The organism is Providencia vermicola, from assembly GCF_020381325.1.
Classification (GTDB): Bacteria; Pseudomonadota; Gammaproteobacteria; order Enterobacterales; family Enterobacteriaceae; genus Providencia; species Providencia vermicola.
Window position 1 is genome coordinate 132,756 of the sequence record NZ_JAGSPI010000004.1, and the last position, 13,993, is coordinate 146,748.

General features: G+C 40.0%; 12 protein-coding genes. 4 read left to right on the plus strand and 8 right to left on the minus strand.

Translation table 11 applies throughout. From position 1 onward, the window contains the following. The first annotated feature begins 88 nt into the window (after positions 1–88). Positions 89–1,402, plus strand: coding sequence for a hypothetical protein (locus KDJ85_RS07255; RefSeq protein WP_225819072.1), 1,314 nt, complete (start codon positions 89–91; stop codon positions 1,400–1,402). Positions 1,403–1,727: 325 nt separating this feature from the next. Then, complete coding sequence (locus KDJ85_RS07260) at positions 1,728–1,877, plus strand: hypothetical protein (RefSeq protein WP_225819073.1); 150 nt, start codon at positions 1,728–1,730, stop codon at positions 1,875–1,877. 259 nt (positions 1,878–2,136) lie between these two features. Here the strand turns inward: KDJ85_RS07260 and KDJ85_RS07265 are convergent, their stop codons facing one another. From KDJ85_RS07265 to KDJ85_RS07300, 8 genes are all read right to left on the minus strand, one after another. Beyond that, positions 2,137–3,066: an ATP-binding protein gene (locus KDJ85_RS07265; RefSeq protein WP_225819074.1), complete on the minus strand. Its 930-nt coding sequence runs from the start codon at positions 3,064–3,066 to the stop codon at positions 2,137–2,139. Positions 3,067–3,159: 93 nt separating this feature from the next. Then, positions 3,160–3,876 carry a helicase HerA domain-containing protein gene (locus KDJ85_RS07270; RefSeq protein ID WP_225819075.1) on the minus strand — a complete coding sequence of 239 codons (717 nt, stop codon included), beginning with the start codon at positions 3,874–3,876 and terminating at the stop codon, positions 3,160–3,162. 12 nt (positions 3,877–3,888) lie between these two features. Beyond that, positions 3,889–4,611 (minus strand): SIR2 family protein, encoded by a 723-nt coding sequence (locus KDJ85_RS07275; RefSeq protein ID WP_225819076.1) that lies wholly within the window; start codon positions 4,609–4,611, stop codon positions 3,889–3,891. Between the two features lie 65 nt (positions 4,612–4,676). Continuing rightward, positions 4,677–5,144, minus strand: coding sequence for a hypothetical protein (locus tag KDJ85_RS07280; RefSeq protein ID WP_225819077.1), 468 nt, complete (start codon positions 5,142–5,144; stop codon positions 4,677–4,679). A 103-nt stretch (positions 5,145–5,247) separates the two neighbouring features. Then, positions 5,248–8,361: an HsdR family type I site-specific deoxyribonuclease gene (locus tag KDJ85_RS07285; protein WP_225819078.1), complete on the minus strand. Its 3,114-nt coding sequence runs from the start codon at positions 8,359–8,361 to the stop codon at positions 5,248–5,250. Between the two features lie 8 nt (positions 8,362–8,369). Then, positions 8,370–9,566 carry an AAA family ATPase gene (locus KDJ85_RS07290; RefSeq protein ID WP_225819079.1) on the minus strand — a complete coding sequence of 399 codons (1,197 nt, stop codon included), beginning with the start codon at positions 9,564–9,566 and terminating at the stop codon, positions 8,370–8,372. Continuing rightward, positions 9,566–10,786: a restriction endonuclease subunit S gene (locus KDJ85_RS07295; RefSeq protein WP_225819080.1), complete on the minus strand. Its 1,221-nt coding sequence runs from the start codon at positions 10,784–10,786 to the stop codon at positions 9,566–9,568. Before KDJ85_RS07295 ends, KDJ85_RS07290 begins: the two co-directional genes overlap by 1 nt. Positions 10,787–10,789: 3 nt before the next feature. Next, positions 10,790–12,343 carry a type I restriction-modification system subunit M gene (locus tag KDJ85_RS07300; protein WP_225819081.1) on the minus strand — a complete coding sequence of 518 codons (1,554 nt, stop codon included), beginning with the start codon at positions 12,341–12,343 and terminating at the stop codon, positions 10,790–10,792. A gap of 251 nt (positions 12,344–12,594) precedes the next feature. Here KDJ85_RS07300 and KDJ85_RS07305 point away from each other — a divergent pair, with 251 nt between their 5' ends. Together KDJ85_RS07305 and KDJ85_RS07310 are read left to right on the plus strand one after the other, a co-directional pair. Further along, positions 12,595–13,467: a GTPase family protein gene (locus KDJ85_RS07305; protein ID WP_225819082.1), complete on the plus strand. Its 873-nt coding sequence runs from the start codon at positions 12,595–12,597 to the stop codon at positions 13,465–13,467. A gap of 91 nt (positions 13,468–13,558) precedes the next feature. Then, the gene (locus KDJ85_RS07310) at positions 13,559–13,984 is read left to right on the plus strand and encodes an antirestriction protein (RefSeq protein WP_225819083.1); all 426 of its coding nucleotides are present in this window, start codon (positions 13,559–13,561) and stop codon (positions 13,982–13,984) included. Positions 13,985–13,993: the final 9 nt, after the last annotated feature.

The following is a 13,993-nucleotide window of genomic DNA, read 5'->3' on the forward strand; positions in this document are numbered from 1 at the left end:
CCAAGTGTGTTTCGTTCGAAGTAGACTTTGCCACAAATTCTGGCAGTATTTCCCCGTACAAATTTGGAAACCAATTTAGGAAGAGCGCATGAGTCATCACAATTTTGTCAGTATTATGTTAACGGTTTGTCGAGTATTCGAGCTAAATACAAAAGACATCACCGGTAACGCACTGAATATGCGAGATAAATATGAAACTTCAGATTTTTCATTACATCAAAAGTTTTTTGATATCTATTACAATAAAATCATTGGCATGATAGATGCCGAGGCGGTTTATAGTCAGGAAGACAGGCGTGATGTATTCTATAAATACGACCAACTGTATAACGAAGTTGTGCATGCAGTGGTTTATTCCGACTTAGAAAGAGATATCATCACAAAAAAATATATGGAAACAGCGATACCCGCCATTATTGCACTCGATATGTATAAAACTCTCAATCGCCATACTCAAAATGCGCAGCCCCAAAGCTTTTATCACCATATACAGGCCTTTTTATTGAGTGATGACTTCCCCTTTGATAACTCAGATCCTAAACACCTATTTCAAGGTGCCAAGCATTACTTGAAAAAAGTCCTTAAACAACAAGGCATACAACCGAAAGAGAGTTTAATGGGAATTAACTCACTGATTGATAATATCCGGTGTGGCAAAAACCAAAAAACAAGCTCAATTAAACACGCCATTAATATTTGCAAATTTGAAGCGAAGAATTTCGAAAACGCACTTGACGCATTTGAAAAGACCTATACGTCTTTAAATACCTTATTAAGACTTCAAAATACCACAGGGTGGGTACCTCTCATTACTCAGCATTATCGTGAATTGATGGAGGAAAATATGCGCTCATCCCATCTATTATCTTCTCTACATATGTATCTCTATCGATTTGATTACGACAAAGGTTTATTAGAGGAATGTGCGAAAACCCTTATTCATTATGCCAATGTGATTACCCCAAAAAAAGATCGTATAGAACAGTACAGCCTGGCGATTAATTATTTAAAATCGATGATATTTAAAGGAGACTTTCCTTCCGCTAATCATACTGAAAATGAATTTAAAAATTTAAAACGTTGGTTTGAAAAAAGAGCGGATATTCCCTTATTAGCTCCCTATGCTAAACTCACTGTAATCATCGATTTATTGCACAATAAAAAACTTGAAGAAGCGTATCAACTGACGCATGAAATGTTATCTGAAGAATTACCTTACGGATATTTAAAAGCAGCCTTTGCAAACATTAACCTCGCATTGAAAATAAAGCTACAGAAAAACACAATAAAAAATGGGACACTACTGCATTTAATTAATCCGATTTTAAATTCGCAAGGTGAGTATGCTGATTTTGCACTGGGTTCAACAGCATCACTAAATAATCCCATCATCACTAAATAATCCCATCATCACAGACCCAAATAATTTAACAATCCTTCGAGCAATTAAAATCTACAACACACTCATTACCACAGTTACCTCCAATGAAGAGGACGAAAAAATTGAATATTATTCTCAAACGATCTCAGGATTATTAAGTGAGGTTAATACCGCTCTTGAAAAACTTGATGACCAGCTCCATTATATTGATGATATTTCTAGTGAACATTTTGCCGATTTAATAATTGAACAAAAGGTACTGACCCGTCGAGAGCTCACTCAAAACCTAATTGGCATCTTAAATCATTGTACCCTAATTAATTGCATTGGCTGCTTACCCGTGTTAATGAAATATCTGAAGGCACCAGATGAAAAACAAGAAGCTATCGCTTCTTTTATGGGAGTATCTGAAGACAGTGAACTCGAAAGAAACGTATTAGTTGAAACGTTACACATCGTGCATAAAAAGTTAGATCAGCAAGCCAACACACAATAATTTCTCTACAATACACTATGGGCCCGGCTACAATGGCTACATGTAGCCATTGTAGCCGGGGGAACACGCCTTTTTTATTTTTTATCGCTAAATAACGCGGAGTCAAACAGTATCATGTAGTCCCTCAAAACGTGATTTTTAATGTGCTTTCTAGATTAAAGAAATTGAAAGGTAATACATTTAATAATGCATTATTTATTCGATTTTAATTCCATCTATACATTACAATAATGGATGCTATTCATATTATTAATTGAATCTAATTTTGCAAAGGTTTCCAACTTTTAGAAAAGCTAGCACTTTTCGAAGTTGGTGCATTTATAGGACGTTTCATTTTCACTGTCATAGGGAATGGGAAATCGACTCCTAACAACAGCGCTTCTCCTTGTCCCAATACAGGTAGAAAAGACGCTGAACGTTGATCAATAGCACCAACAGCTTTTTTTACAATTTCTTGATCCAGCTGATTAGTCAACCTATGCACTATCAGTGTACCAATCTGACTTAAAACATCCTCAGGAATGTCACGTGGCCGCTGAGTAGCAATGATAGTATTCAAACCATACTTTCTACCTTCTTTAGCTATATTTCCAAAGGCATCCAACTCAAATCTATTCGTTTCTTCACCGATACGCTTATTTAGAAATTGATGAGCTTCATCAATAAATACTAATAGAGGTGCACCATGATTTATTGCGCCTTGCCTCGCTACAGATAACAACTTTCTACCTATGGCATTAACAAGTATTTCTCTTGAGTTTGCTTCAAATGGAACTTCAGAAAGATCTAATCTCAACACATTATTGTTACTTATTGGTGAACAAAACTCATCAATAAGGTTAGGTAAGGTTTTTAATTCATCATCTGCGTCAATCATCCATTTTAAATTGGGATTGTTTGAATAGGCTTTAATTCGAGCTATCAGGTTTAAACAGTGGCCGACATCATTATCAGCTCTACCGCCCCAAATAGTGGGGTTAGGATTATTACCAGTACCTCCATTAGGCCACACACACTCGTTTACAATCTGATCGGCAATGTTTTTAAACAACCATGGAGCTGTTTGAATAGAGCTATTCATAGATAACAGAGCGGCTTCGTAAGATGCCTTTGCTTGGCCTGATTTGTTCAAAAGATAATTTGCAGTAATATCAAGCCCATGATTGTGTTGCTGCCAAAATTGCCACACTATTTTTTGACTCTCAATAGCCGCCTCTAATTTAGGCGCTTGGCTTTGCGCTGAAGGCCTTAAAAATGCTCTAATATCTGAGTCTGTAAACTGCTAATGTGGAAAAGTTAACTGATTCAACGGTGTTGCATTTGTATGATTGCCAACATAGTAACTATCACAGCCCAGTGACTCATATTCCCCCGTCGGGTCGATAATAATTGCTTTGCCTCCAGCTTTAATCACTTGCTCAATGATGTTTGTCATTGAGTAACTTTTCCCGCCACCAGTTGCCCCTAAAATAGCGCAATGGCGTGAAAATAATTTTTCTGGAGTAATGTGAACAGTTACGGATTCATCATGCGGAAGTGAGGCTAATGGTAAATGGATTTGGCCAGGCTTCTCATCTTGTTTACCTTCAGCGATTATTGATACCAGATACGGGTGAGCTGAATATATTTGGCTACCTAATCTCGGATGCTGCTTAATTCCTTTGTAGTTACGACCACTAGCTGGATTCAGACTCACCAATAATTGAACCAGTCCAATAGGGTGATTTGCGGATGGTTTATCAGCCAAACCGTCAACACTTAATCTCTCTCCTCCCTCAATCCACACTTTCACTAAGCGCCCAAGTATCGCTGTTTCACCTATATCGATGAATACAAATTCATTTACTTCTCCAGCTGCTATTCGATTTCCGAATGACCAACTGGGCTCACCAGAGCCCGCTTTAGATAAGTTAATGATTAGCTCGGTTGCAGATACGCTAATGACGCTACCAATCCGTCTTGTTGGATCATACGGGGAAAACCACTTTTTCCGCTCCATGAATAGTAACTCCTATTTAATGTTCGCTGTGATCTTTTCAAATGCTTCGAAGAGTTCATCCTCGGGAGTTGTTGATCTTCGCTCAGGTAGCAGATAAGAAAACTGTTTAAACGTTGAATCCACTATCGCGATTCTGCCATCCCCATGGTCAATAGCAGCCATTAGCAGATTCCTAATTTCATTATTAAAAGAACCAGTTACACTAAATGGATCTTTAGTTGCCACCATTAGCATAAACTCCGGATTAGTCCTAAGCGCCATAGTTAATGCATTATTTATATGCTTATCATTAAAACCAAAGCCTAGACACAATACGGCCGTTTTGGGTTGTTTAACTACTTCCAAAAAAGAAGTCATCATATCTAAGTAAGGAGAATCATAAGAAGTCTGATATTTGCTACTACTTGGATAGATAAAAACAGGTTCACCAATTTTGCTATCAGCACCTAACTTTCTAACTCTGCCGTTAAATTTTCTCCAGTCCACAGAGCCATGCATCTTGTATAGCTGAACCACATTGGAGATGTATGCGCCCTCACTGCTCTTGGACTGCCCACGGTTCACTATGTCATACTTGAACCACATAGGATTAAAAAAAGAAGGGTTAGAAAACTCAAAACCATCAATAACAACAAAACCAGTATTTGATGCAGCGTACTCAAAAGCCAAGTCATAATTAGTCGTGAAAAGTTTAAGTCGTTGTTGCTGAGCACTCCTTCTACCTACTGCACGCATAAATTTATCATGACTAAACCAGTCTGATTCAGGGATCGATTCAGTAAAGCTAGTTTTAGCTAAAATTATGTTTTTGGCTTGCTCAAGAAACTTACTTGATTAGTTCTTTGATTTGAAAGGTTCCCAACGGCTAAAGAGGAATCGCAAAGAGACAATAATAGTTCAATATCTGGCTTTGCATCTCCGTTTGCTTCACGATGTTTTTGAAGGACATCATAATTCGTCGCCTTCAAAACCAATTGAAAAAGATTCTCATCTGCTCTTTTACAATAATCCCAAAGGTGCCACATACTTGGAGCGATAGGTGATTGGTTCTGCTGAGAAGGACTATTGAATGTTAAAGACGTGCCTGAACCAGCCAGTATGACTAAGTTATCAGTATCCAAAACTTTATTGATAAAACGAAAAAATGTGGCCAGCTCGTCATCTAAGTCATCGTTAGAAAGATCAATTTTGATTGGCTCTCTCTTCGAAGACACTGAGTTCCTTTTTAGGTCTGATGACAAAAACCTTATAATGTTTTCATTTTCCATTTCTTTAACTCACCTTCCACGTAATAGACAATTAGCCTAGCAATCAATAAAACTCAGACACTTTCGCTAGTTAACTTGCACCCTGCTCAGCACTTAATGACTTTTATATCTGTCCACCCACACCTTTGAATTTTTCAACAAAAGCGGCGATTTTCTGAAAAACCGTTTGCTTCTGGGTTCGGTACTGTGGACTCAAAGGGCTAAGTTTTGGTAGCGCCTCATTAAGCGCAGTGCCATTTTCAGAGGCATACTCTCGCTTAAGTGATGAAGCAATATAGCGTTTGGCAGCTTCTGCATTTAGCTTTTCAGAGACAATAATGACATCAGCTTCGCGCTTCTGTTCCGCTTGAGCGAACTTAAAGAAGGAGTCGATAATGCTAGCTTTGTCATTGATCTCATCAAGGTTTGTCTGATTAATAAAATCAACCACTAAGCTCTCTTTCGCTCTATTGCCAAGGCTACCTCGGATCATACGGCGGACTTCTTCAATCAAACCTTCTTTACTTTTGTTCTTCTTATTGTGATCAAAAATCAGTTCAAGAATGTAATCGAGGTTTATTTCTTGAGATTTAAGCAAGTCAATTTCAAAGACCACATCGTCCCAGTCTACCGTTGACTTATCTTTGTCCTGACCTTCTTTATCGCGGCGTAACCAGTCGCGGGTATCGTTGTAGGTAGAGCGATAATCTTGTATAGCACGCTCGTTAGGTATGTCGATGGTTTGCATTGCCTCGATATCAGCATCGTCTAGATAGTACTTTGACTTGAACTCTTCGACAGCTTGTTCATCATTGGTATCCAAGTTTTGCAACGCTTTTAAACCAGCAAACTCATCATAGTTTTGTAAAATATTTTCTGCTTTTAGGTATTCACCAAAAAGCTTGGCAAATTCTTTTTTATCTTGTTCTTTTTCAATGTGTTCTGGATTTGGAAAGCGTTCTTGCAGCTCTTTTACGATATCGATAAAACCTCGACGCGCTTGGCCAGTAACAATATCGTTAAAGCCCTCCATATATTCCTTATAGCTCTTCTCCAGTACCACATTTTTGGTATTTTTGTCTCCAAACAAGGTGATGGCATCAATGGTTGCCTGTTCCAGGTCCCGGAAGGTAACAATATTGCCAAAGGTTTTAGTTGCATCATAAATGCGGTTAGTGCGAGAAAATGCCTGCATCAAACCGTGATAGCGTAAATTCTTATCAACAAACAAGGTATTGAGCGTCGGTGCATCAAAGCCCGTTAAAAACATACCCACCACGATAAGTAGATCGATTTCTTGATTCTTCACTCGATGGGCAAGGTCACGGTAGTAGTTCTGAAAGCCATTACTATCCACGCCATAATTAGATTTAAACATTTTGTTATAATCCGTAATCGCAGCGTTCAAAAACTCTTTCGCACTGCTGTTCATGGCACTGACTTCAAAGCTCTCATCTAAAATATCACCAATGGCGTCCTGCTCTTCATTAGCTGCAAATGAGAAGATAGTCGCAATGCGCAGAGGTTTACTTGTGGGTCCCTTTTCAGCCTCGGCCTGCAATGTTTTAAAGGTTTCATAATACGCTTTAGCAGCATCAACACTACTTACCGCAAACATGGCGTTAAACCCTTTCGCACCAGAATACGCTCGATGCGTTTTCTGGTTAAAATGACTCAGAATATACTGCGATATTTCACGGATCCGCATCGGATGTAAAAACGCTTGCTTGTTCTCCGCGGCACTGAGCTTTTTATCATCCTGTTCAGTCTCAATACTCTTAAATTGTGGGCGAACGTCGTTATAGTCCACTTTGAATTTGAGTACTTTTTCATCACGAATGGCATCGGTTATCACATAAGTGTGCAACTGCTGACCGAATACACTGCCCGTTGTTTCAGCACTCAATGCGTTTTCAGGGAAAATTGGCGTACCCGTAAAGCCAAACTGGTAATACTTTTTGAATTTCTTCTTCAGGTTTTTCTGCGCTTCACCAAACTGGCTTCGGTGACACTCATCAAAAATAAATACCACTTGCTTGTTGTAGATAGGTAAATCGCTCTCACTTTTGATTAGGTTGTTGAGCTTTTGGATTGTGGTAACAACAATCTTGTTATCATCTTTGTCAAGGTTGCTCTTAAGCCCTGCAGTACTGTCTGAACCATTCACACTATCAGGCGAGAAACGCTGATACTCTTTCATGGTCTGATAGTCGAGGTCTTTTCTGTCCACTACAAAAAAGACTTTATCTATAAATTCTAATTCCGTGGCTAACCGTGCCGCTTTAAAGCTGGTGAGTGTTTTACCTGAACCGGTTGTGTGCCAAATGTACCCGCCGCTATCGGCGTTGCTCCAGTTCTTAGCGTTAAAGGCACTCTTTATTTTCCATAGGATTCGCTCGGTAGCCGCAATCTGATAAGGACGCATCACGAGCAAGGTATTGCTGACATCAAATACTGAGTATTTCAAAATGACTTCAAGTAGGGTTTCTTTCTGGAAAAAAGTTGCCGTAAAATCTTTTAAATCTTTAATTAACTTATTGTCTGATTTCGCCCAGTTCATCGTGAAGTCAAAGCTGTTCTTGTCACGCTTGGTCGTATTAGCAAAATAGCGCGTGTCGGTGCCATTAGAGATCACAAATAGCTGTAAGAACTTATACAACGAATTCTCTTCATTAAAACTCTCTTTGCTGTAACGATGTATTTGGTTAAACGCCTCACGGATCGCTACACCACGCTTTTTCAGTTCGATTTGTACCAAAGGCAAACCATTGACCAAAATCGTCACATCGTAACGATTGGCATGGCTTCCCGTTTGCTCAAACTGCTTAATGACCTGCACTTTGTTGCGAGCAATGATCTTCTTGTCGAATAGGTAGACATTTTCGATATGACCATCATCAAAAACAAAATCGAAGATATAATCACTGTGCACTTTGCGGGTTTTATCGAGAATATTATCGCTTGGAGTATTCAGGTATTGCTCACAAAAACGAGCCCACTCAGCATCAGTAAACTCAACTTTATTTAGAGCTTGTAGCTGCTTGCGTACATTCACCATCATGGCATCTGGTGTCGTAAGCGCGGGTAAATACTCATAGCCCTGGTTGCTTAGATCCTGAATCAGCTCACGCTCTAAATCACCTTCACTTTGATAGCCCTCAGCAATTTGCTCTTGTCGTGTATATTTATCTAAAACAATGTAATTTTTAGACTCTGCGATTGTTTTGTATTCTGCCATATCTATTCCTAAACCTGTGTCCCTTGTGGAGCGCGAATTCCTTTATAAATATTGTCTATCTCTTTCACCAAAAACTTAAAGACGCGCTTATGATCATCTTCGACTTCGGCCACTTCATGGCCTGCGTGTTTTGCATGGTTATATAAATTGATCACCCGTGCATACGGGTTTACTTGCCCCGTAGCCCTACTACCTCTGACACTAGGTAACAGCTCGCCCCACTCTTTGTAACCCAAAAACGTTGAGGTTTTTTCGAGCACATTTCGCAAAAAGTTAAAGTGGTATTTTTGGATATCGCCTGAGTCTGCTGCTTTCATTAATTCATTTTTTAAATACAGGTGATACGAGAAGGGTGAGTCATTTTCTTGCTTAATCAAATCATGGTGACCATCATCAAGCTTGCGCAAAACGAACTTTGGTGCTCGATTAAATTCATTATGCAAAACATTATAAAAAAGCGGATTATGAGTGGTGATAATGAACTTAAGACCAGAATCACTCGACTTAATTAAACGAGCTAAATCAACAGCCAACTCTATTAGATGGTTGTCATCTAACGAACTTACTGGGTCATCAATAAACACATATTCTAATTGGTTAAACTGGTCAGTTTCGCGGCCAACATCTTCATGTACATTTAAAATGGTAATCACTTGCTCAAGCAGCGAATAAAAAATACTCCAAATAAAGTTACTTTCTTCTCCCTTAGATATTTTAATTTTTCTATCCGACTCATCATCCCCACCCTGATGTGAAAACGTCACCTCAGAAAAGGCTTTAACGGTAACTGGGTTGCCGTCTTTATCTTCTAACGTATATCGCGGATTAAAACGTGGCGTAAGTTTATCGTTGGTGTAGTGCTGGAACGTACTGATCACGTTCATGTCTTGCCCTTGGTCTTGCAAAATCCAATCGGTAAACGTATTGGGTTGGATTTTTAGCTTCGGCTCCGCATCAGTATCTAAATCGTTATCCCAGTAAAACAAATCTTCAGTAAACGCGTTGTAATACAAAATTTTGTGGCGAGACAGTGGCGCTTGCTCTGCCTCGTCAAACTCATCCTGTCTATCTTCTTTTGGTGCTATAAGTTCTTTAAATTCACGCGACAAACGCGTTTTACCTGTGCCATTAAAGGCATAGATCAACTGTACTTTTTTGTCGGACGCTTGCAACAGCGCTGCTATTTCTGTTAGCGTTTTACTCATTAAGCCACCTCATCTGATTTCGGAAAGCTTAGTAACGTGTCACGATAATACTCGTATTGCTTTTGACGTAACTCGATTTCGCGGGGTAGGCCCTCTTGAATAGAACAGGTCAAAGCATCAAACTTATCTAATATTGCCACAATGCGTTCTTTTTCTTTTGGGGCTGGATTTGGAATTTTGATACTTTCCAAGTTCTTTTTATTCAACTTAGGTTGGGCTGCTCCAGAAATATAAGGTGTTAAATCGATACTATTCAGATAGTATTCAACGTACTTTCTCTCCGCGTAAGTTTCAAATTTAAGCACGTGAGCATGATTATTTACCCACGTTTTACCACTAATACTAAATGCTATAGGCGTATTACGGGCTAATAGATTTGCACCATCCTCAGAGACTAATAAGTAATCATCGTCAAATATGTAATCCTTGACATAATCGACAATACCTGATGCGCCGTAGTATGGAATTTCGCCAGATTCTCTCAGTCCACTGGTTATAGGTTTACGCTTTGAGTCCAAATTTTCCGCAAGCTCACCTAACGTCCTCCACTCAACTTCACCCTCTTCAAAACTTAACAACTGATCGCGGTAGTAGTTGTACTGTTTTTTACGCATGTTAAGCTCTACTGTCAGCTCGGCTATCAGGGCGGTAAATGCGTCCAGAATACACACAATTTCAGCTTGTATTGCCAACGACTTTTCTGGGTTATCTGGGCATGGGATGGGGACTAGGATTTTTTTAAACCTGGCCTTGGATACATTGAAGCGGGTTACTCCACTTGCTGATTTGGCAATCTCTGCCCGCATGAGCCTGCTACGGAATAAATACTTTGAGAACTCAGGCATCAGTTTGACATTATTATTAAACCTTACACCAAACGAAAAACTGTTTAGGTAGACAGGCTCTTTGAAATCGATCGTAACTGCAGAAGACATCCCAGCTTCAATTGCAATTTCGGATGATCCTGTAAATAGAATATCACCATATCGAACCTTATGTTGACGTTCGTTCTCGCTCACCTTTACGAGCTCTAGCTGGCTTGGGTCAACATCAATGTTATTGAAAATATTCTTATACGAAATGTATTTAGCATTTCCACTCTCAAAATCAATCTTACTCTTACCAGTAAGACCACCGTAAATCTCAGCAATATCAGCAAGCGGCTTCCACTCCACTTTTACACCTTCAAGTAGATTCTCCATGTAATTCATATTACTCATGCTTCAAACCTCCTCACCTTCAATTTCCGCCACAATGGCATCAAGATCACTGCGAAGCGCATCAATTTTAGCTACAGTGGTTTTAAGTTCAGCATTAAGCTCTGCAATATCAACTAACTCGCGATTATCTTTAGATTCCACATAACTGCTCACCGAAAGGTTGTAGCTGTTGTCTGCGATGACATCCAAATCAACGGATTTAGCAAAGTGCTCAACGTTTTCCTTGCTAGCAAACACCTTCATGATGTCTTCAATGTGTTGCTCAGTCAGGACGTTGTTATTGGTTTCTTTTTTAAACAAACCACTGGCATCAATAAACTGAGTGGTGGTGCCGGTTTTGTGCTTAGACAGCACCAAAATATTCACAGCAATGGTGGTACCAAAGAATAGATTAGGTGCCAATGAAATCACGGTTTCAACATAGTTGTTATCTACAAGGTACTGGCGAATTTTTTGCTCCGCGCCACCGCGGTAAAAAATACCGGGAAAGCAAACAATGGCAGCACGGCCTTTGCTTGATAAGTAACTCAACGCATGAAGCACAAAGGCAAAATCGGCTTTAGATTTAGGCGCAAGCACTCCTGCGGGCGCAAAGCGGTCATCGTTGATTAAGGTTGGGTCGTCGCTACCAATCCATTTCACTGAATAAGGCGGGTTAGAAATAATCGCATCAAACGGTTTGTCGTCTAAAAAGTGCGGTTCGATTAAGGTATCACCCAGCTGAATATTAAACTTGTCGTAGTTAATGTTGTGTAAAAACATGTTCATACGCGCCAAGTTGTAGGTGGTGTGATTAAGCTCTTGGCCAAAAAAACCATCCTCAATGATATGCGCATCAAAGTGCTTCTTGGCTTGTAAAAGTAACGAGCCCGAACCCGCTGCGGGGTCATAGATTTTATTGACGCTGGTTTGGCCGTGCATGGCGAGCTGTGCGATCAATTTTGAAACGTGTTGAGGGGTGAAAAATTCGCCACCAGATTTACCTGCATTTGCGGCATAGTTTGAAATAAGGAACTCGTAAGCGTCACCGAATAAATCAATTTGGTTGTCTTCAAAATTGCCGAAGGTTAAACCTGCCACGCCTTTTAACACAGCTGCCAAACGCTTGTTCTTTGCCTCTACCGTATTACCCAGACGATTACTGGTGGTATCAAAATCTGCAAACAAACCTTTAATGTCTTTTTCTGAATCATAGCCATTAGCTGAGTTTTCAATGGCCGCAAAAATACTGGCTAAATCGGTATTTAAGTTGTCGTTCTTGTGTGCATTAGCCGCCACATTGCTGAACAACTGGCTAGGGTAAAGAAAATAGCCTTTGGTTTTAATGGCATCTTCTTTAGCAAGTTTGATATTTTCATCATCGTCAGACATTGCTGCATAATTAACGCTCTCATCACCGCCAGTAATGTACAACACAAAATTTTCACTGATAAAGCGATAGAAAAGCGTACCCAGTACATATTGTTTAAAATCCCAGCCATCCACTGAGCCTCGTACATCGTTGGCAATCGCCCATATTTGGCGTTGAAGTTCTGCACGTTGTTGTAAACTTGTCATCTGCTAATTCCTGATTTTAAATCGTCATAATTCGTTTATTGGTTAATCCTATCATAAATTATTTTGTAGGAAAGACTAAGCGATAACTTGATGATCTATAATGAATAACAATCTATCTGCTACTCATGTCATATAGCCAAGTAAGCAAGAATTTTTCTCATGAATGGTCTTATCCTCTGACCTTACAAAAAATCTCAGATATATATTATCTCCTTGAATAACTATCATTTTCTTTTATTTCAAGGAGTAATATGCCTCAGCACTCTCACTTCAAACCGCTCCTATCAGCACTACCTCATTCATTCCAAACCTCTTTTTTCAACCAACTCAATCACCTAATTAGCTACTCTCCCACCATCGGCCTGATGGGTAAAACAGGTACTGGAAAATCCAGTCTTATCAATGCGCTATTTCAATCTCCCTTATCCCCCGTCAGTAATGTTTCTGGCTGTACGCGCCAAGCCCAACACTTCAGTATGACGATGAACGACCATACCCTCACCTTTGTAGATTTACCCGGCGTGGGGGAAAGCCTTGAGCGAGATAAAGAATACCACCAGCTCTATCGTAACTTATTGCCAGAACTGGATTTAATCATTTGGGTACTCAAGGCAGATGACAGAGCATGGTCTTCGGATGAACAGTGTTATCGCTTTCTTACGGAGCAATGTGGTTATCAACCAAACCGCTTTCTATTTGTGCTGAACCAAGCTGACAAAATAGAGCCCTGCCGACATTGGGATGAATACAACCACCAGCCATCCCCAGAGCAATCAGCTAATTTAGAATTAAAACAGCAAGCCGTGATAACAGTATTCAAGCCGCACCACCCTGTGATGACGGTTTCTGCGGCAGAGGGTTACCAACTCACTGAATTAGCAGAGCAATTAATACAGGCGTTACCAAAGCAAGCCAGTAGCGGTGTTGCTAGGCAACTGAACAGCGCTTACCGGACGCAATCCGTGGAAAACTCAGCACGTAACGATTTTGGGCAATGTATCAGTGATATTGTTGATACTTTAATCGACATCATTCCCTTGCCACCATTGATAAAAAGTACGATTGGTACGGTCAAAAATAGCATCATTTCCGTCGCTAAATCCCTGTGGAGCCTATTTTTTTAACCTCCTACGTTAATTAATTATTCATCACTCTCAGCGCCAGTCCTTAACAGGATTGGCGCTTTTTTATTTCTTTTTATTGGAGTATCAACTTATGAGTAACACAACTGAATCTGCTATCACAATGACACTCGTTCCCGATGAACAACGCCTTGATTTTTGGTTCAATCATTTTGGTACCGTTAAAGGCTGGGCCACCTTTGAAGTGGTGACCTTCACCACGATGGGCCAATTCTGCGATGAGTATCATGGCGGTTATTGGGAGTATGGCTCGCTTAGTAATGGCGGTGCCTTTATCTACCCCGATATCAACGCGGACACCTTAACCCTATTCAACATGCACAACGGCAACGAAGCTACCGTGAGCCAAGAGGCGGCAGGTATTGCGGTGTGTCTGATCTTGTACAGCATCTGGTCATTCCAAACAGAAAGCGAAGTGATGTGCGACCGCTTTTATCAGCTGCGTGACTACGCTTCACAACATCCCGAATCTGCTGCCATTTTCCACTTAATTGATTAATCAGGAGTC